At 55.7% G+C, this 18742-nt stretch carries 17 protein-coding genes; 10 read left to right on the top strand and 7 right to left on the bottom strand.

What is annotated here, in order from left to right:
• On the top strand, window positions 1-566 hold a 566-nt coding region (locus MKZ35_RS21225), incomplete at its 5' end, for a glycosyltransferase family protein (protein ID WP_482515220.1).
• Window positions 567-615: 49 nt separating this feature from the next.
• Here MKZ35_RS21225 and MKZ35_RS21220 read toward each other — a convergent pair.
• On the bottom strand, window positions 616-2256 hold the full coding sequence (locus tag MKZ35_RS21220; RefSeq protein ID WP_482515219.1) for an ArnT family glycosyltransferase: 1641 nt from the start codon (window positions 2254-2256) through the stop codon (window positions 616-618).
• A 156-nt stretch (window positions 2257-2412) separates the two neighbouring features.
• On the opposite strand from MKZ35_RS21220, the gene MKZ35_RS21215 reads away from it, so the two are divergent.
• Window positions 2413-3222, top strand: coding sequence for a phytanoyl-CoA dioxygenase family protein (locus MKZ35_RS21215; RefSeq protein WP_482515218.1), 810 nt, complete (start codon window positions 2413-2415; stop codon window positions 3220-3222).
• Window positions 3223-3641: 419 nt separating this feature from the next.
• On the opposite strand, the gene MKZ35_RS21210 is transcribed toward MKZ35_RS21215, so the two are convergent.
• Window positions 3642-5339 carry an ArnT family glycosyltransferase gene (locus MKZ35_RS21210; RefSeq protein WP_482515217.1) on the bottom strand — a complete coding sequence of 566 codons (1698 nt, stop codon included), beginning with the start codon at window positions 5337-5339 and terminating at the stop codon, window positions 3642-3644.
• A 68-nt stretch (window positions 5340-5407) separates the two neighbouring features.
• Here MKZ35_RS21210 and MKZ35_RS21205 point away from each other — a divergent pair, with 68 nt between their 5' ends.
• Both MKZ35_RS21205 and MKZ35_RS21200 read left to right on the top strand, forming a co-directional pair.
• Window positions 5408-7051, top strand: a complete 1644-nt coding sequence (locus MKZ35_RS21205) for a hypothetical protein (protein WP_482515216.1) — start codon at window positions 5408-5410, stop codon at window positions 7049-7051.
• A 105-nt stretch (window positions 7052-7156) separates the two neighbouring features.
• Window positions 7157-8134, top strand: coding sequence for an acyl-ACP desaturase (locus MKZ35_RS21200; protein ID WP_482515215.1), 978 nt, complete (start codon window positions 7157-7159; stop codon window positions 8132-8134).
• Between the two features lie 150 nt (window positions 8135-8284).
• On the opposite strand, the gene MKZ35_RS21195 is transcribed toward MKZ35_RS21200, so the two are convergent.
• From MKZ35_RS21195 to MKZ35_RS21180, 4 genes are all read right to left on the bottom strand, one after another.
• The gene (locus MKZ35_RS21195; protein ID WP_482515214.1) at window positions 8285-9217 is read right to left on the bottom strand and encodes a hypothetical protein; all 933 of its coding nucleotides are present in this window, start codon (window positions 9215-9217) and stop codon (window positions 8285-8287) included.
• A 101-nt stretch (window positions 9218-9318) separates the two neighbouring features.
• Entirely contained in the window at window positions 9319-10176 is an 858-nt protein-coding gene (locus tag MKZ35_RS21190) for a methylated-DNA--[protein]-cysteine S-methyltransferase (RefSeq protein WP_482515213.1), read from the bottom strand.
• Between the two features lie 131 nt (window positions 10177-10307).
• Entirely contained in the window at window positions 10308-10943 is a 636-nt protein-coding gene (locus MKZ35_RS21185; RefSeq protein ID WP_482515212.1) for a hypothetical protein, read from the bottom strand.
• A 105-nt stretch (window positions 10944-11048) separates the two neighbouring features.
• Window positions 11049-11330, bottom strand: a complete 282-nt coding sequence (locus MKZ35_RS21180; RefSeq protein WP_482515211.1) for a DUF427 domain-containing protein — start codon at window positions 11328-11330, stop codon at window positions 11049-11051.
• A 183-nt stretch (window positions 11331-11513) separates the two neighbouring features.
• On the opposite strand from MKZ35_RS21180, the gene MKZ35_RS21175 reads away from it, so the two are divergent.
• Window positions 11514-12617: a vWA domain-containing protein gene (locus MKZ35_RS21175; RefSeq protein ID WP_482515210.1), complete on the top strand. Its 1104-nt coding sequence runs from the start codon at window positions 11514-11516 to the stop codon at window positions 12615-12617.
• Between the two features lie 96 nt (window positions 12618-12713).
• Entirely contained in the window at window positions 12714-14261 is a 1548-nt protein-coding gene (locus MKZ35_RS21170; RefSeq protein ID WP_482515209.1) for a sigma 54-interacting transcriptional regulator, read from the top strand.
• A 240-nt stretch (window positions 14262-14501) separates the two neighbouring features.
• Here MKZ35_RS21170 and MKZ35_RS21165 read toward each other — a convergent pair whose 3' ends face one another.
• Window positions 14502-14840, bottom strand: coding sequence for a PIN domain-containing protein (locus tag MKZ35_RS21165; protein WP_482515208.1), 339 nt, complete (start codon window positions 14838-14840; stop codon window positions 14502-14504).
• 8 nt (window positions 14841-14848) lie between these two features.
• On the opposite strand from MKZ35_RS21165, the gene MKZ35_RS21160 reads away from it, so the two are divergent.
• The 4 genes from MKZ35_RS21160 (at window position 14849) to MKZ35_RS21145 (ending at window position 18735) form a co-directional block, all read left to right on the top strand.
• Window positions 14849-15562, top strand: coding sequence for an Eco57I restriction-modification methylase domain-containing protein (locus MKZ35_RS21160; RefSeq protein WP_482515207.1), 714 nt, complete (start codon window positions 14849-14851; stop codon window positions 15560-15562).
• A 20-nt stretch (window positions 15563-15582) separates the two neighbouring features.
• Entirely contained in the window at window positions 15583-16431 is an 849-nt protein-coding gene (locus tag MKZ35_RS21155; RefSeq protein ID WP_482515206.1) for a hypothetical protein, read from the top strand.
• A gap of 147 nt (window positions 16432-16578) precedes the next feature.
• Window positions 16579-17934, top strand: coding sequence for a hypothetical protein (locus MKZ35_RS21150; protein ID WP_482515205.1), 1356 nt, complete (start codon window positions 16579-16581; stop codon window positions 17932-17934).
• Between the two features lie 336 nt (window positions 17935-18270).
• Window positions 18271-18735, top strand: coding sequence for an ADP-ribosyltransferase domain-containing protein (locus MKZ35_RS21145; RefSeq protein WP_482515204.1), 465 nt, complete (start codon window positions 18271-18273; stop codon window positions 18733-18735).
• The last annotated feature ends 7 nt before the right edge of the window (window positions 18736-18742 follow it).

Below are 18742 nucleotides of genomic sequence, written 5' to 3'. Positions count from 1 at the left end.
CCTATGGCGTCGTGTACTCCGATGCGGAGCTGATTGATGAGCAGTCGCGCTTTCTGCGTCATCATTTTCGGCGCACTGCAAAAGGGCTGCAGCCGCGCCCGGCCTCGGGTGATGTGTTTGCCACTGTATTGGCTCTCTACTTTATCAGTACGCCTACCATGATGATGCGTCGCGCCACCCTCGACGAGCTGGGTGGCTATGATGAAACACTGTATTATGAAGATTTTGATTTCTGGGTCCGGGCGGCACGCAACTGGCATTTCTATTTTCTGGACGAGGTAACCACCCGCAAGCGCAAGCATCCTCAAGCCATGTCGCGCACGGCTTATTTGCCCTCCGACCCCCATCTGGACTCTACCATCCAAACGTGTCATAAAGCCTTGGCTCTATGCCGAGATGAAGGGGAGAAAGCTGCTCTTGCCGTGCGTCTGCGCTGGGAAATGCGACAGGCAATACGCTGGGGTAATCAGACGCACGCACTGGCCTTTTACTCCATATTGCGCCAAACTAATAACTCTTCCCTCATCGATTGGCTACTAGCGCACTGGAGCCGTTTGCGCTGGTAGTTTGCTATAAGTGAGATAGTTAACCTTGTTATTTTAGAATAGAATCTGCTCAATTCAACAATAAATACAGCTCCACGCCGCTATCCTGAGCTTCAAGCTTTCGATTCGGAAAACGCGCTAATACTTGTTCAGCAGAGGAGGAAATGACCTGCGGAATCAGTTCGTCGTTGCTGAGTATGGGCCGGTTAATGAGCAGCCAGGTTGGGCGGCCAGGCACTATACGGAGCGTGTCATAAGCGGCATAAGGATGGAAACGTAGCCCGGTTGGCACCCGGAATTCATATAGAATCTCGCACTTATGCAGTGAAAAGTTATCCATCAGCACGACGCCACCGGCCGGCCCTCGCAGCTCGCGCTGTAGCACCCGCTGCTGAGCAAAATATCCCGAGTTGCTCGGCTTACCCATAAAATAAGCTGGACGAATAGCCGTAATCAACCCTAAAGCCGCCAGCGTAAAACCAGCAAAATATACAGTGCCCGGCCCGTAGCGACCAACCCTGCAACTTGCCAGCAGCCCCGCAGCCAAAGCGAAAAAGCCCCCCAGCAGGCCATACACGGCACTAATGCTACTGCGAAGCCAGGCTGTGCAGCTTATCAACCCCAAAGCCAGCAACCACCCGCCCCGACCCGTTTGCGCAAAGAACGCCAAGCCCACGCCTGCCGACAAACACAGCGGCGGCAGTAGGGGCGTTAGCATGCGAGGCAGTAGAGAATTAGGATTGTAGTAGTTGAGTGAAGTGCTGCCCAGCCAGTAAAATGCCAATGAGCTGCCAGCCAGCGCTAGCCAAAAGCGCCCGTCGGCGCTCAACGGTTTATGCTTAGTTAAAGCTACTATCACCAGTAGCAGCACGCCCCCAAGTCCTGTACCTACCAGCAACTCCAGCGGCCGGTAGGTCATACGAGCCAACAGATGGCTATAGTTAGTGGAGGTGTTACTACCTTTTCGCACCTCGTTTACAGATTCAATGGCTTGGAAGCGGTACAGCGCATCATGCGCAACTGTTTGATAAAAAACCAAATACGCGGCTATAAATGCTCCTCCAATACTTATAGCTGCCAGCCAAAAGCGCCCATTGCGGCGGTGCCATGCATCGAGCATCAAGATGCCCAGGTAGAAGGGAAGGTAGTACACGATGGTCTCCTTAGTAAGCAGGGCCGCGAAGTTTAGCAAGACGAAACCTAGCCCCCACCAGACTGGGTGCTTCTGCCCGGCGTGGCGTCCGTGCAGGAGCGCCGCCGCACTGGCCGCCGCAAAAAACATCAGTATATTGTCAGGGTAGAGATAGATGCTGAGGTTGAGCGTGAAATAGTGCAGGCCCAACAGCAGCATAGCCGCGCTGGCAACTACCGGCGCTTGCCGTCGGTAAAGCAGATAGAAAATCAGGCTGGTACCGAGCGTACAGAGCAACGGCCAGAAGGTGGTTGTGAATATCCCGACGCCCAGCAGCTTATAGAGTAGGGCCACCGGTCCAAACACCATAAAGCGTTGATGAAGCGGGTTGTAGTCATCAGTACCCGGTTCGGGGGCCAGATCAAAAGTGCCCGTGGCTAGCTGGTGGGCATAGCGGGCATAATAGTAGTCATCGTAATCATAAAGGCCTTCATGCGCAAAAAAGAAGAAAGCAATAGTGAAGAGCCCAACGAACACAAGCGTAAAGTGGGGCAGGAGACGGAAGGTAGGCGCTGACACGGCGGCAAGTTACCCATTGTTGTTGCGTCAGTAATAGGATAGAGTTGTTTTGAGTAACTACCTCAATGCCCTAATTTGCGCGACTATTATGCTTCGGTTACCCTGAGCCATTGTGATATTTCTTTCAATTCACTTCGTAAACCTGCTACTATTTCAATGAAAGCCAGCATTAACGCACGGGAGGTAACCTACCAGATTGAGGGTGAAAGTGGTCAGGGCGAGGACCGGGTACTGCTGGCTGACAGCATCGACCTTACCCACGGTACTCCCTGGGCCGCCGCAGGCTATACGGTAGCGGAGTTTCTGCCGGCCCCCGAGCAACATCAACTACAGGCTGGCCTCGAAGCATTGGTACGCGAGGCGCTGGCCGCAGCCGGGCTGCCCGTCGCGGCTGATTTTCCTGTTGCAGGCTATCATAAGTTGATTGGGGATGACCAGCAGCGGCATCTGGCGGTTGTGAACCTGACCAAGGAATACTCCATTGAGCAGTTGCCCTTGCCGGCGACTCGGCTGGAGGCGCGGGTTTCGGAGCTATGCGGCCGGCCAGTACAAGCCTATAACCCATTTGATCAGATGCGGCTGTTTCATCTACGGCTCGTGCGGCCCGGCCGCTCCGATAACAATCCGCTGCACCGGGACGTGTGGCTACCTGATTATGATGATTGCATCAACATCTACGTTCCGGTGACCGGCAGCACCGCCGATTCCTCCCTGAGCTTAGTGCCGGGCAGTCATTGGTGGCCCGAAAACCGGGTAGAACGCACCCAGCACGGAGCTGTGTACAACGGAGTTACCTATACGGTACCGGCCGTCAAGCATACCGTCGAGCCCTTACAGCTTATCCGACCCAACCCCGCGGCTTCAGAAGTGCTGCTGTTTTCCCCGTATTTACTCCACGGTGGCGCAGTGAACCTCAACGCAGATGCTACCCGCTTATCGTTGGAAATGCGCTTTTGGGCGGTATAGCCGGGTATACTACTTGAGCTGCTAAAGTATTTGCCTGCCTGAGAATTACGCCGAATAGCTGTTTTAAAACACCGGGATATTCTTCTTTTAGTCTTATAGTTGGGCTAAGGGAGAAATAGATACCATGATGCTTTTCATCGCTTGAAATACTTGTATTATTTATTTGTAATTGCCTATTATTCAGTTGTGCGATATGTCACAAATGGCAGCTTTTCTTCCTTGTTGGACAGATGCTTTATGGTGAAATTTGGATATAAATTAAATGATAGTGACACTCATGAAAACCTCTGTCTACTACCGTCGCCAAACTTACATGGTTACTTTGCTATTGGCCGTGAGCTGCCTGCTGATGCTAATCACTACTTAGAAGCTGGTAAGTCGCGTTAAACGCAGCCATAGGAAGTAGTATAAAGCCTTATTTATTCACCACTGCGCAGTGTAGCAGCGGGCAAAGCATCTTTCATTCCGCGTAGGTCAAGCTCGTATAAGCTCACCTTACCTGCCTCGGCCACCAGCCGTCGCTGCGGATAACAAGCCAATACTTCCGCCTCCGAATAGCGGATGAGCTTCCTCGTCAATTCATCATTGGTAAGGGTGCTGCGGTTCAGGAGCAGCCAGGCCCGCTGGCCGGGCACTAGGTGCACAGAGTCGCGGGCCGAGTAGCGCCGGAAACTGATGCTGGGGGGCTTTTTATGGTCGTAATAGTAATCGTAGTTGCCCACGAGGTAGTCGTCGACGAAGACCACGCCACGCGCTGACGCCCCCAAGTGGCCTCGGATGAGTTGATTTTGGTCGAAGTGTGATGATACGCTTGGCTTGGTCATAAAATAGGCCGGCCTGACCGCTGTCATGCCGCCCACCACCAATAGCAGCAAAGCGGCGAAAGCAGCTGTATCTGGCCGCAGCCAGCTAAATCGAGCGGTAGGACGGGCCAGTAGCGCCATTAAGCCAAAATACAGACCCATACCGCCGTAAATCACGGAAACAGAGCTGCGTGCCCAGACTGCGCAAGCCAATAGAGCCAAGGCTAGCCAGCCTGCGCCACGCCCGGAGCGGCTGAAATCACGAAGTCCGAAGCCTGCTGCCACGCACAGCGGTGGCAACAGGGGAGTAGCCATGCGCGGCAGCAGGGTAATGGGGTTGTATTGGGTAAGCGAAGTGCTGCCGAACCAGTAAAAGGCCAGCGTTGAGCCAGCCAACGCCAGCCAGTACGTAGCGTCTGAGTCGGGCCGGCGCCGCTGATTCAACAAAGCGGCTAAGGCTAAAATCAAGGCTCCGCCCAGACCTGTGCCAATGAAAAAGTCGAGTGGTGCCCTGGTGAGCCGATGTAGCAAAGCCCCGCGCTTACCCAGAATATAATTGCCTTCTTTCAAGAACTCATTGGTGCGCTCAATCAAGTGAATTCGGTACAGCGCGTCATTAGTATAGACTTGATAAATGGCGAGATAACCCAGCAATAGCACCGTGCCCGTTGCGAAGGCGGCTAGCCAAAAACGGCTGTTGCGTCGCTGCCATAAGTCGACTGACAGCACACCTAAATAGAAGGGTAGATAGTAGACAATAGTCTCTTTGCTGAGCAGGGCCGCGAAGTTGAGCAAGGCAAACCCTACACCCCACCAACCTCCTGAAAACTGCCCGTTGCGCCGTCCTAACAGCAGGAACGTAGCACAGCACAAGCACCAGAACATCAGTATATTATCTGGGTAAAGGTAATTTGTGAGATTAAGATTAAAATAATGCAGCCCAAGCAGCAGCATAGTCCCTGCCGCCACTATCGGTTCGCGCCGCCCATAGAGCAGCCAAAGCACCACCGCGCAGCCTAGCGTAGCCAGCAGGGGCCATAAAGTGGTCGTAATAATGTTGATGCCAAAAAGGCTGTAGAGTAGGGCTACAGGGCCAAAAATCAGTGGCCTTTCGCGCAATGGGTCAACAAGTAATCCATCGGGGTCGGGAGCCAGTTGGAAGGTGCCCGTGGCCAGTTGTTGGGCATAGCGCGAATAGTAATAATCGTCGAGAGCGTACAAGCCCTCATGCGTCAGAGAAAAGTACGCAACGGTAAAAAGCCCCACAAACAGCAGCGTGAGGAAAGCCAGACGAACGAACGGACGAGTATTCACGGTCGCAAGGTAGGCAGCACGGCGCAGGACCTGATAACTTAACTCCCGTCGCTCCCTACCTTGCAGGCATGAATACCACTACGCTGGGGGGCATTTTTCGGGTGTTGCTGCTGCCGCTGCTCTTGCTGCTGCTGGCCATCGGCGGGCTGGGCGCCTACTACGAAACCAACGACGACCTGATTATCACGCAGCTGCTCCGGGGCACTACGGCTGTTGCGCCAATCACCGATCTGCATCTGTATTTCCACGGCTTCGCGCCCGCGCTGGCTGCCTTTTACGCGCACTTTCCGACGGTGCCCTGGCACGGCTTATTACTTTATGCGTTGCTCTACGCAGCCTTGGTTTTGCTTTTCGCCGTGCTTAATCGCCTGCTGACTGCCCGTTTAAAAACGTGGCAAATAACTCTGGCGCTGATCATCTTCTTCGGCTTGGCCTTTGTCGAAAACAGCCTGTGGTTCAATTATATGCGGGTGCCCTTGCTGCTTGCCGGAGCTGGGGGGCTTTTTGCAATCCAACGCACCGAGCGACGCTGGGCAGTTATATTGGGGCTGGTAGCCTTCGGGCTGGCTTGGCTGATTCGGCCCAGCGCGGCCGTGCTGGGGCTGCTGGTGGTGGTGCCGGGTGGCTTGTGGCTAGGCCAACGCCGCGGGGCCTACATGCTGGCAGCGGCGTTGCTACTGGCCGGGCTGGGGGGCATTTTACTCACGCTCACCCGCTCGCCCGCGGCTACGCACTTCCGAATTTTGGACGTCCTTAAGTCCAATCTCAACGACTTTCAGCTTTACCAACCGCAGCCCCATACCGCCGCCGATAGTCTTGGCGTGGAGGCCGTTAGCCACTGGATTCTAAGCGACTCAGTGTTAGTAAACGAAGCTTTTTTTCAGCGAACCGTGCCAAAGAACGCTGGCTACTTCCTGCGCGAATCAGCACCTGCTAAGCTGGCCGCATTAGGGCGATTAGTCTTGCGCGATTACTTCCCACTATTGCTGCTTAACGCACTCATTTTTGTGAGTTTGGTTCGTAGTCCTCGGACTCCCGACCGGCTTTTCTTCTGGCTGACCCAGCTTGGCTTTGGCTTGCTGATCCTGAGTATAGGAGTAGGGCTGAAGCTGCCGCCGCGTCTGGGGCTACCGCTTTTCACGCTTTTCACCCTCGGTAATGTTATTTATTGGCTGCGACTAACGCCTGTGATGCGCGTGCCATTTCCGCGCTTAGCATTGGTCTTGTTAGCGCTGACAACAGCAGTTTACGGCTACAAAACACTGCACCGTAGGCAGTTGCTGGCGGCTGAGCGCCTGCACCACGAAGCCTACCTCGCTCAGTTAGCTCGTACCACGGCTGGGGGGCAAATTTTGGTTACGGCTAACCTGGAAGTGGCGTATAAGTCCTTGTCGCCCTTCCGGGTGTATGCGCTGCCAGAGCCGCAGCTGCCGCTTACGGGTTGGGCCACGCTTCATCCTTCGCTGCCTACGCTCCGGCAGCAGCTCACCGGCACGCGCGACCTTAGTACCAGCTTGTATCGCCTGGCCCAACAGCCGGGCGTGCAGTGGGTTTTAGCCCCCGAAGTCATACCGTTTCTGCAACGATACGCTCAGTATTACCGGCCAACTAATAAGCTCGGACTTACGTTTACCCTCCTTAATAGGATAACGCCGGACTCTACCTTGCCGCAGCTTTATCAAGTGCGGCCAATAATTATAGAAAAGCCCTAAAAGCCAAAATTTTGTAATAGCCCCTGGAAGGCTATATATCGTATTTGGGAAATGTGAATGCCTACATTTGGCCTTCCGTTCCCTTCTACTTTTCTACCCAACGTCATGCTCGCAACCGTAACCTCCCGCGGGGAGGTGCTTCAGCATCTGGAATCCTTTTTACGGGAAAATATGGGCACCTTCCTCAAAAAAGTGGAAGACAGCTGGCAGCCCTCCGATTTCCTGCCCGACTCCCGCCTCGATACGTTTTTTGACGAAGTAAAGCTCATGCGTGAGCGCGCCAAAGAGCTCAGCTACGACCTGCTGGCCGTACTCATTGGCGACACCATTACCGAAGAAGCACTCCCCAACTACGAAGCCTGGTTTCACCAGCTCGACGACCTCAACCGCGACCCTGACAACGGCTGGGCCCAGTGGATTCGGGGCTGGACTGCTGAGGAAAACCGACACGGCGACCTACTCAACCGCTACCTCTACCTCTCAGGCCGCGTGAATATGCGTGAGTTTGAGGTGAGCACACAATACCTTATTGCCGATGGTTTCGACCTCGGCACCGCCCACGATCCTTACCGTGCTTTCATCTACACGAGCTACCAGGAAGCTGCCACCAACCTCTCGCATCGCCGCGTAGGTACTCTGGCCCGTAAAGCCGGTGATGATCAGCTTTCCAAGCTCTGCGGCATGATTGCCGGCGACGAGTCGCGCCACGCCCGCGTGTATCAGACGTTTGTTGATAAGATCTTTGAAGTGGATGCATCTGAAATGATGCTGGCCTTCGAAGATATGATGCGCAAGAAGATCGTGATGCCCGCTCACTACATGCGCGAAATGGGCGTTGACATGGGCAAAACCTTCGGTCACTTCACCGACGCCGCCCAGCGCCTCGGCGTGTACACCAGCCAGGATTACACCGACATTCTGGAAGGTCTCATCAACACTTGGAAAATCGACCAGATTACCGGCCTCAATGGTCAGGCAGAAAAAGCCCGCGAGTATATCATGGCGCTGCCCAACCGCCTGCGCCGCGTAGCCGACCGTATGCCCGTACCTAAGCTGGAATACAAGTTTAAGTGGATTGAGTAATTCGCTTAACGCATAAAAAAGCCCCCAGAAACGTTTCTGGGGGGCTTTTTTTATATAAATAGCTTACCAAGCTAATGATGAGTGTAGTTTCGCTATCAGAAGGCTATTCTACCTCGGCTACTTCGCGAGCGAGGTGCTGCACGTCGCTTTTCATGAGGTTAACATTTGATTCGAGTTGGTCGAAGAGATTGGCCCGGATGCGAAGCGCATCGGCCCGATACGTGCCACCGGTTCCAAACAGCAGGTCCTCCAATTGCTTTTTTGGTCTTCGTCTTTGGCCCCCAGCTCCCCAGCTGTCAGCCAGCGATTCAGCAGGCGCTGGCGTAGCGGAGGCGTATTAGCCCCCCGGATGCCGGGCCGGGACAGAAAATTCCAAACCGCAGCCGGAAACACCCGCGACTCGGCGGGGCCGTGCCAGATGTCGCTCAGGGCATTGCGCCGGTGAGTAAACGGAATGTCGGCCGCGGCCGAAGTGCGCAGGCTGGAGTAGCCTAGTGCTGCTCCCGCGAGGCCAATGGCAATACCGACGGGCCGGTAAATAGTTTTGCGCACGTTAAACAAAGACATCAAGCCAGTAGCCACCGTACCCAGCGCTCCCAGCAAAATAGCCATAATAGTGAGGCGCTTGACGCGAGAGCCGGCTTCGTCGAGTAGGTAGTCGGCAATCTGGTCGGCGCGCTCTTCCTCGCAATCCAGCTCGCCGGCCATACTGGAAATTTCTAGCGCGACGTCTGTTAGCCGGTCGCCCACGCGCTGCCGGGCCATGACGCGCGACAGCGAGCTTGCCGGCGTAGCCACCAGCTTGCGCAGGCTGGGTACGAGTCCGCATATATTGGCCGTGCGCAGGGCAGCCGCTGAAAAAGTGCTGGTCAGCCGCGAATCGGCAGCTATTTCCGACTCTGGCAGCACCACGTAGCCGCGGGGAGCCATTACGGGTGTCAGCGGGGCGCATTCACTTTCGTCGGGCACATTTTCTGGGGCCAAAGAGCGAGTAGCCGTGTTACAGCTGCTCAGCAGCACAAAGCTGACAATCACCAGCCCGCAGAGTTGGGAACGACGGCGGAGATGGACGAAAAGAGGCATAAGCGTGCAACGTTGACAACCTGATAAGAACTAACGCAACATCTTGTGGTTGGGTTAGCAAGCGGTAGCCCGTGCGTATTTCCAGCCAAGGCATCTACTCTTTAATCAAATAACCCCGGTGCTGCCACCAATGCCTGCGGATGTACCCGTGCTGCTTCCCAACCAACCAGAGCTACTTTGCGAGTCGCGCCCCAGCGGTATTGACCTAGCTCCCCGGTCTGACGAATCACGCGGTGGCAGGGGATGAGGTAGCTGATAGGGTTGTCGCCCACGGCGGTGCCTACCGCTCGTACGGCTCGCTCGTGGCCGGCTACGCGGGCAAGCTGAGAATAGGTAGTAAGCTGACCTTCGGGAATATGCAGCAGCGCGGCCCACACTTTCAGTTGAAAGGGTGTGCCCTTCAAGTGCATTGTGAAGCGGTCAGTAGGAGAGAAGTGACCGTTGAAAAACCGCGCCACCTGCTCGTGAACAATGGTTTCCTGCGCAATAAGCGTAGCGATGGGCCACTCCTGGCGCAGCTCGGCTACGGCCGCCTCATCGGTTTCGGGGAATACCAGCTTGCAGATGCCTTTGGCAGTCGTGGCCACCAAATAACGGCCAAAAGGGCTGTCACCGAAGCTATAAGCAATATGCAGATCGGCGCCACCCTGGCGATATTCGCCGGGCGTCATGGCTTCCAGGTTCACGAATAGGTCGTGGAGGCGGCCAGTACCGGACAAGCCGGTTTCGTGAGCAGTATCGGCTACGGAAAGCTGCTGCCGCAACAGCGTTTTGGCGTGGTCGAGGCTGAGGTATTGCAGAAACTTCTTCGGCGACACGCCCGCCCATTCCTGAAACTTACGCTGAAAATGAAACGGGCTCCAGTGCGCCTGCCGGGCCATTTCGTCCAGGTCGGGCTGGTTCTGAAAGTGGGCGCGGGCGTACGCAATGGCCGCCGCGATACGTTCGTAATCCGTCATTGGAAATAAGCTGGGGTGATAGTCAAATGTACTACCATGCGTGCCTCGCTGCCACCCGAAACTTGCGGTCTTTACAACAAAAAGCCCCCCAGCGGCCACTCGACCGCTGGGGGGCTTTCTATAATTGAAGCTTACTGAGCCCGCGCGGGCGCATCGCTGAAACCAGTCACCGACAGCGCCATGCCGGGCTCCATCATGTAGGTCACCGTGCGAATGCCACCGGAAGGCGTGCTGTTTGGGTCGTCGGGGCGATACACAGGGAAGGAGCGTAGCAGCTGGCTGCCGTCCACCCGAAACTCATCCTGGCCCATGTAGCCAGCGGCGGCAGGGCCGCTTAGCTCCGGCAAGGTCAGGGGCCGATGCCCTTGATTCATAAACTCATAGCCCACCAAGCGGCCGTAAGATCCGCTGCCTGCGCCGGCTACGAAAACGAACAGCTCGGGGTACTTGTCGTCGTTAAGGTTGGTGGCTACCGCGTCGCTTACTTGGCCCTCAATTGGGATGGAGGTCTTGAATAATTCGCGGTTGTCCTTGACGGCAGTCAGGGAAAGCGTGCGGCTGGTGCCGGTGCCGGTTGTCTGCACGCTAAAGCGGTAATCGTCCTGGGCTACGTCTTTCTGAAAGCTAATGGGCACCGTCGCCTCCGCGCTGGGCGCGGCCGGGTTTGCGCCTTCCGTAACCGTGCGCTGACTGTCGCACCCGCTGCCCACGATACTCAGGCCCAACAAAGTGCCCCCCAGAAGACCCCGGAAAGAATACTGCTTCATAACGAAATCCGTTGCTGACGTACACTGCCGGCCTACCTCGGCGCAGCCTCTTATGGCAAACGGTCGGTAGCAGTTCGGGTTGCGCTGGGGGGCTTTTTCAAGAAGTTAGGGCTGCACTTTCACGCCTTTCCAGAACGCTACGTGGCCCTCTATCTCCTTGGCAGCGTCCTTGGGCTCGGGGTAATACCAGGCGGCATCTTTGTTCAATTCCCCATTTACCCGCACGGAATAATAGCTGGCGCGCCCTTTCCAGGGGCAGGTGGTTTGGGCAATGCTATCCTCGAAAAATTCGCGCTTCAGCGAATCGGCGGGAAAATAGTGGTTGTTTTCCACCACAACCGTGTCGTTGCTTTCCGCTAGCACGGTATCATTCCAAATAGCTTTCATAGGTTCGTTTTTCGTTAATTGTGGGTGGTGAGTGATGTTTCGGGTTTGCTTATACTAGGGAGACGTAGTTTACGGGCTTTCACTTTAAACTGGACTCCGAAATCTTTACAACGACAAACGAGCAGCAACATTTAGCAAACTAACTCACCCTGCCTGTTGTTCTCATGCTTCAATCCCCTTCCTATGGCTGCTGGTTTTCGCTTCCGGGACTTTGTGCCCGATGAATCGCCTGAAAAAGGCTTCGACTCTTTATTTAAAATATTCATGCAACTGGTCACCATCACGTCCGGCGACGTGGCGGAGGCCCTTTCCTGGCTTTCCCAGCTCGACAAGCAGTACGGCCTGACCGAGGGTGAGTACGGCATCGGCAACTTCATCGAAGACCTGAAAACTAAGGGCTATATCGATGAGAATGAACAGGAGCGGGGCGCCTTCAAGATCACGCCCAAAACCGAGCAGGGCATTCGCAAGTCGGCGCTGGAGGAGATTTTCGGCAAGCTCAAAAAGAGCAACACCGGCAACCACCGCACGCCCCACACCGGCCAGGGCGACGAGCAGAGCACCGACATGCGTGAGTTTCGGTTCGGCGACTCCCTCGACCAGATTTCGATGACCGAGAGCATCCGCAACGCCCAACTTAACCACGGCGTCAACGATGATTTCATGTTGACCGAAGGCGACCTGGAAGTGCGCGAAAACGAGCATAAGTCGCAGACCAGCACCGTGCTGATGATCGATATTTCGCACTCCATGATTCTCTACGGCGAGGATCGCATCACGCCCGCCAAGAAGGTAGCCATGGCCCTGGCCGAGCTGGTAAAGCAGAAATATCCCAAAGACTTCCTCGACGTTATTGTGTTCGGCAATGATGCCTGGGAAATCAAGGTGAAGGATTTGCCCTATCTCGAAGTTGGCCCCTACCACACCAACACGGTGGCTGGCCTGGAGTTGGCTATGGATCTGCTGCGCAAGCGCAAAACCGCCAACAAGCAGATATTTATGATTACCGATGGCAAGCCCACTTGTCTGAAAGAAGGCAACGGCTACTACAAAAACAGCTTCGGCCTCGACCGCAAAGTGGTCAACAAAACCCTGAATTTGGCCGCCGCCGCCCGCCGCCTCAAAATCCCGATTACTACTTTCATGATTGCCTCAGATCCGTATTTGCAGCAATTCGTGAATGAGTTTACGGAGGTCAATCAGGGCAAAGCGTACTTCAGCGGCTTGAAAGGCTTAGGTCACTTGATTTTCGAAGACTACAAGAAGAACCGTCGTAAGTCGCTGTAGATCATCCGAACAACTCCCTCCTTTACTGAGTTGAGGAGGGAGTTATCCTTTGTTCTCCCGTAGTATTTTTTATTCTCGCACTCTCTTCCCCCTTATATGGCTTACGCCCAGCTTTCTTCTCAAGAACTCCAACAGATTACCACTCTCAGCGCCCTAAAAAAATCTGGCTATAAGCCCCGCTCCGTGAAGCAGGAGCTACGCGATAATTTGATTGACAAACTGCAAAGCAAGGAAGAAGTATTTCCCGGCATCTACGGCTACGAGGAGACCGTGATTCCAGACTTGCAGCGCGCAATTCTAAGCATGCACCACATCAACCTGCTGGGGTTGCGCGGGCAGGCCAAAACCCGCATTGCCCGCCTCATGGTGGACCTGCTCGACGAGTACGTGCCGGTGGTGGAAGGCTCGGAGCTAAACGACGACCCGTTGCAGCCCTTGTCTATTTTTGCCAAAAACCTGATTGCCGAAAAAGGCGACGACACGCCCGTAGCGTGGATGCACCGCTCCGACCGCTACACCGAGAAGCTGGCGACGCCCGACGTATCAGTGGCCGACCTTATTGGCGATGCCGACCCTATCAAAGCCGCCACCCTGAAGCTGCCGTATTCCGATGAGCGCGTGATTCACTTTGGTCTGATTCCGCGCTCGCACCGCGGCATTTTTGTTATCAACGAATTGCCCGATTTGCAGGCCCGTATTCAGGTATCGCTCTTCAATATTTTGCAGGAAGGCGACATTCAGATTCGGGGCTTCAAAGTGCGCCTGCCATTGGATATTCAATTTGTGTTCACGGCTAATCCCGAGGACTACACCAACCGCGGCTCCATCGTGACGCCGCTCAAGGACCGCATCGACTCCCAGATTATTACGCACTATCCGAAGTCGATTGAAATTGGTAAGCGCATTACCCGCCAGGAAGCCCGCATCAAGCCCGCCCAGGAAGGCATGGTAACAACCAACGAGCTGGTGCGCGACCTGGTGGAGCAGGTGGCGGTAGAAGCCCGCGCCTCCGAGTTTGTGGACGCCAAAAGCGGCGTATCGGCCCGTCTGACCATTGCCGCCTACGAAAGCCTGATAAGCGCAGCCGAGCGCCGGGCGCTGATTAACGGCGAGAAGAAAACCTACGTGCGCATCGCCGACTTTATGGCCGCTGTGCCGGCTCTTACCGGCAAGGTAGAGCTGGTGTACGAAGGTGAGCAGGAGGGAGCGGGCCTCGTAGCCGAGAAGCTTATGGGCAAAGCCATCCGCACCTACTTCCTGAACTACTTTCCCGACCCGGACAAGCAGAAGAAAAAGAAGACCATTCCGAACCCCTACAAAACGGTGCAGGACTGGTTTGGCAGCGGCAACACCGTAGACGTACTCAACGACTCGACCGACAAAGAGTACCGCAAGTCCTTGGATGAGGTGCCCGGCCTGCGCGACATCGTGACGTTTTTGCACCCCAATGAGGACAAGGACACGACCTACTTCCTGATGGAGTTCTGCCTGCACGGCCTGGCCGAGCACAGCCTGATTTCGCGCAACCGCGTAACGGCCGGCACGCAATTTAAGGACCTGCTCAGCTCCATGTTCACCATGCCCAGCTTCGGCGGGGATGAAGACGAAGACGAGGAAGAAGAGAAGCCCCGCCGTCGTCGGTAGGAGAATTTGTTGCAAAAAAGCCTCCCAACGTCGGTTGGGGGGCTTTTTTGTTAGATGTTACTTGCTTGTGCGGGCTACAAAAGCTTCCCCAGTGAATTTAGTACTTTGGAACTTACGCAAAAGGTGCCGTAGGCTTATAGCGCGAAGCTTCCGCTTCGCGTATCGTTGAACGAAATCCGCTGGCAGTCAGCAACGATACGCGAAGCGGAAGCTTCGCGCTACATCGCCAATGCGTAAGTCCTATACTTGTAAGTTCGGGACCCGGCGGAAATGGCCATCCTGAGTTAAAAGGGTGTACCCGCCCGCTACGGCCGTGGCAGCGATAATGGCATCAGCGGCCCGCAGGCGGCAAGTACGGCCTAGCGTAATGGCGAGAGCAATAATGTCTGGCGTAACGGCCACTACGTTCAGAAAGGCAAAGGCCGAGACAAAGTAAAGTTCGGCGGCCGGCGTCAGACCGTGAAAGCCGAGTACCTCTACCTGGCTGATGGCCGACACGGCAGCCCCCGGCGTGCGAAGCAGCGGCTGAAGTGCCAGCGCGGGTGTGGCCGAATGAATCAGGATGTTGCTATCGAACAACTAGCTCATTGTTCGAAAGGCAGGTTGCGCCCACTACGCTGTTCCCGTTGCCCGCCAAAACGGAATTGCACCAGTTTATCGCGGGCCTCAAGCAGCACTTTCGCGCCACCATCACGCGCCGCGACCCCTTGGCCAAGCGTATTGCCGACCTCAAGGACGATATGCGCCGCGTGGAGCTGGACGCCAAGCCCGACCTCTTCGGCAAGGTGAAGCTCTCCGACGAAGACGCCTGGGCCAAGACCACCGTGCTGCGCAAGCGCCTCGAACCCCTGGAAGCAGAGCGCCGCGAGCAGGAGCAGGGCACCCTTTTCCGCGATGCCTTCGAGTGGCGCTTCGAGTTTCCGGAGATTCTAAACCCCGACGGCTCGTTTCGGGGGTTTGATGTGGTGATTGGGAATCCGCCGTATATCCGCGCCGACGAACAGAATCCCGCTCAGCGTGGGGCCATTATGAGCAGTGGACGTTACGTAACGCTCAATGAGAAATGGGACTTGTATGTAGCTTTTCTGGAACTAGGCTACCAACTGTTGGCCCCTGGCGGAATACTCTCTATGATTGTCAGCGACGCATACAGCCATGCTAAATACGCCACCAAGTCGCAGGAATGGTTTATAAAAAACGCGGTTCTAGAGCGAGTTGATTTCTTCAGCGGGTTTGAGATTTTCAAGGAAGCTAACGTCGGAAGCATCATTCCTTTTTTGAAAAAAGGGCGCCTGTTGTAAGTGATATTCCTGAGCGTCGAATGCACGTTGAAAACTTTAATATCATCGAAAATCTGCCTGCTATTTTACAAGTAGGGGCGACGCATCGATTATTTTTTCCTGAAAAAAACGAAAACAAACATACGTTGACCGGTATCCTGCTGGACGCAATATGTTATGTAAGCAAAGGTATGGTAGTACACGCCCACGAGGAAAAGGCGTCCATTGCTTTTGAACTTGATGATCTGGTTGTTAATGTAAAAGACGAAACGCATCCTGTTCCATTTTCAGAAGGAAAGAATCTTGAAAGATGGCTGCCCAGAGAACACCGCTGGTTAGAATGGGGAACCGAAAGAGCGCCACATTTATTTAGTCGCCCAACTTTCCCACAGTTATATGAAGTGCCTGAGAAACTAATTGCGTCAGATATTTCCGCGTCGGGTAACGCGTTAAAGGTTTGCTATGATAATAACCAGCTTTTTCATAATCATTCAGCGTGGTCATTTGTACCGTGGCACGCACTGGCCGGAGTCAGAAACCGTTCTTTGCAGAAAGCAACTCGATATAAAGACGAGAAGCCCCGAGTTGATCTACCTAAGCGCGAAGAGTTAGAAAGAATAAGTCAGGATTTTGAGGTGAAATATCTGCTGGGGGTGATGAATTCCAGCACGGCAAAAGATTTTCTGACCAGTATTCGGCGCAGCAAAATTCATCTCTACCCCGACGACTGGAAGCAACTGCCCATTCCCGCCGCTACGCCCGCCGAACAGGCCACCGTAGCCGGATGGGTGCGGGACATCCTCACCGCCAAAGCCGCCGACCCCGCCGCCAATACCCAGGTCCTGGAGCAGCGCATAGACCAAGAAGTGGCCCGCCTCTTCGGGCTTTAGTATCCCCGGCCGGGGGCTTCGTCACCAGCCACCGATAAACCACAAAAAGCGTAGTTCGGCAATGCCCATGAAAAACCCCTTCCTCCGGCCTCATTGCCCCCCGCGCGCCAGCCAGCGGTTATTCAGTAGTCGGGTAGGGAGGGTACGATGAGCAAGCTGCCCCATTTTTCTTACCGCGACGTAAGCTGGCGCGTGTTCGCTGACGTGAACAACGTCACCGTTGCCCGCCACCTGGGCGCAACCGAAGCGCGCCGGGGTTGGGTGGGGGGCTTTTTGCACGAAGGCCTGGGCCTGATGAACTACACTGTGCGAAGCGACATCATAGAATACGATATAGCGGAAATCGCCGCCGGGGGCTACGAATTGCGCGTCCGCTGGCCGCTCACGCGCCTCAAAGCCGACTACCTGTTGGCGGCGTTGGCGGCCCTGCGCCAGCAGCGGCCCGTGCCCGACCCCGGCCGCACCGAGTGGCGGCGGGAGGTGGTGCGCTACCTGCCGCTGCTGCTGGCTTCCGGTGAGGCCCTGACCCTGACCTATACGCCCGCCAACCAGCGCGGCGGCCACGCCGAGCTGCACGCCTACCGCAGCTTTGCCACCCTTGACGCCAAAGAAGCCGCCCACGATACCGACGCGGCCCGCGAAACGCCCGCCCCGCCGCCCCTGCGCGTACCGGCCGCGCTGGTCGCGGCCACTATCAGCGAACATCTGGCCGCCGCCCACCATCTGTTTGGCCTCGACCACGCCGCTTTGCTGGCTCGCCTGGAACCCCTGGCCGGCAAAGACCCTACCGTTGATATGCTCCTCGGCCTCACGCACTACGCCTACCTGGGCCACCCCTACCGGGCTTACCCGTATCTGCGCCGCGCCGCCGACGCCGCCCCAAAATTGCCGGCGCGGCTGGCCCCTTGGGTGCTGGAATACACCGGCCGCATCGAGTTCAGCCAGCTGCACCAGCCCGAGCTAGCCGAGAGCACCCTGCGCCAAGCCCTGGCTTACGGTAGTGAGCGTGCCGTGCTCCAATTAGCTTACCTGTGTTTGCACCAGGCCCGTCCCGACACCCGCCCCGAGGCTTACCTGCTGGCCGCCACCGCCGAGGGGGTGCTGGCCCGCCCGCCCGACTCCGCCGATCCCCTGGCCCACGTAGCCGACCCCGATGAGCGCAGCGCGGGCTACCACATTCTGGCTTCGGTGTACCTCTGGAACCAGGACCTGGCCGGCGCGGCCCGCGTACACCACCACTTTCTGGCCCGTCCGGCTTGGTGCCAGCGCCACGCCGCGCTGGTGCAGTCTTATCTGCTACTGGTGCTGGCCCAGGATGCCCACTCCTTTCTGGCGGAGCTGCTGACTCACTATCCCTTCCTGGAAACCAACCACCAGTTGGTGCTGCGGGCCTGGCATCTGAGCGTGGTAGATGCTCGTGCGCCTGGCTTTACCCCCGCCCTGGTTTCCCTCCTCAATGAGTTGAACGCCGTGCGCCGCCGCTACTTTCCGGCTGACTACTAATCGCGCACGACTTTTTGTAGATTATGATTTTATTTTTGAAGAATAACCTACAAAAAGTCGTGCCACGCACATCGGTTTCTTATATCTCGCTGTTAGCCCAGGTCCGCAGGTATTTTGGCTTGGAACAGCGGGAACAGCGGGAACTGCTGGAAAAATAACTTTGCGGCCAATTCTGAGTAAGGGCGCTGGTCAGCGTATGTAAGGGTAGGACTATTTATTCTATGCGCCAACGCGAAATCCTGGCTTACGCCAAAAAACCTGCCCGATACCCTACGCATCATCCAAACCGGCGGCTATGCTACCGCCCTGCCCGAATTAACGCTTGCTGAAAAAGCCTTGCTGTATCAGTACACCGAAGACGGCTACGAAACTCTGAACGCTAACTTGTACGCCGACGGTGCCAACGCTTCAGAGTTGGGGCGGGGGCTGATAACGGCCCTGGGCAAGTTGCCCCCCTACGAAGGTCAGGCATTTAGCGGGGTATGGCTGCGGACCAGCGAACTACAATTTTACCGGGCCTGCGCCCGCACCGGACATCCCGTTCGGTGGCCGGCTTTTTTGTCGGCTAGTATGGAAGTAAGCATAGCCATGAAGTTTTTGCGTACTTCCCACAAAAATTGTTTGTTTAACATCAGGTCTAAAAGCGGCCGCTTGATTGAGGCCATAGCCAAACACGGACTATATGGGCAGGTGCCCAGGCAGAATGAGCGCGAAGTGTTGTTTGCGCCGCAAACCGAGTTTGATGTCTTGGCCGTAATAGAAGAAACTGACTATACGCGCATCGTGTTAGATGAATTGTAACCGTAAC

The organism is Hymenobacter sp. R533113 (assembly GCF_056835965.1).
The sequence above is the reverse complement of the archived record's forward strand: the minus strand, read 5'-3'. Positions and strand labels throughout refer to the sequence as shown.

Bases quoted from the DNA above. Each gene is read 5' to 3' on its own strand.
- MKZ35_RS21185 (WP_482515212.1), bottom strand. From the start codon at position 10,943: ATGAAGCAGTATTCTTTCCGGGGTCTTCTGGGGGGCACTTTGTTGGGC.
- MKZ35_RS21180 (WP_482515211.1), bottom strand. From the start codon at position 11,330: ATGAAAGCTATTTGGAATGATACCGTGCTAGCGGAAAGCAACGACACG.
- MKZ35_RS21200 (WP_482515215.1), top strand. From the start codon at position 7,157: ATGCTCGCAACCGTAACCTCCCGCGGGGAGGTGCTTCAGCATCTGGAA.
- MKZ35_RS21190 (WP_482515213.1), bottom strand. From the start codon at position 10,176: ATGACGGATTACGAACGTATCGCGGCGGCCATTGCGTACGCCCGCGCC.
- MKZ35_RS21175 (WP_482515210.1), top strand. From the start codon at position 11,514: ATGGCTGCTGGTTTTCGCTTCCGGGACTTTGTGCCCGATGAATCGCCT.
- MKZ35_RS21215 (WP_482515218.1), top strand. From the start codon at position 2,413: ATGAAAGCCAGCATTAACGCACGGGAGGTAACCTACCAGATTGAGGGT.
- MKZ35_RS21150 (WP_482515205.1), top strand. From the start codon at position 16,579: ATGAGCAAGCTGCCCCATTTTTCTTACCGCGACGTAAGCTGGCGCGTG.
- MKZ35_RS21195 (WP_482515214.1), bottom strand. From the start codon at position 9,217: ATGCCTCTTTTCGTCCATCTCCGCCGTCGTTCCCAACTCTGCGGGCTG.
- MKZ35_RS21155 (WP_482515206.1), top strand. From the start codon at position 15,583: ATGCACGTTGAAAACTTTAATATCATCGAAAATCTGCCTGCTATTTTA.
- MKZ35_RS21170 (WP_482515209.1), top strand. From the start codon at position 12,714: ATGGCTTACGCCCAGCTTTCTTCTCAAGAACTCCAACAGATTACCACT.
- MKZ35_RS21205 (WP_482515216.1), top strand. From the start codon at position 5,408: ATGAATACCACTACGCTGGGGGGCATTTTTCGGGTGTTGCTGCTGCCG.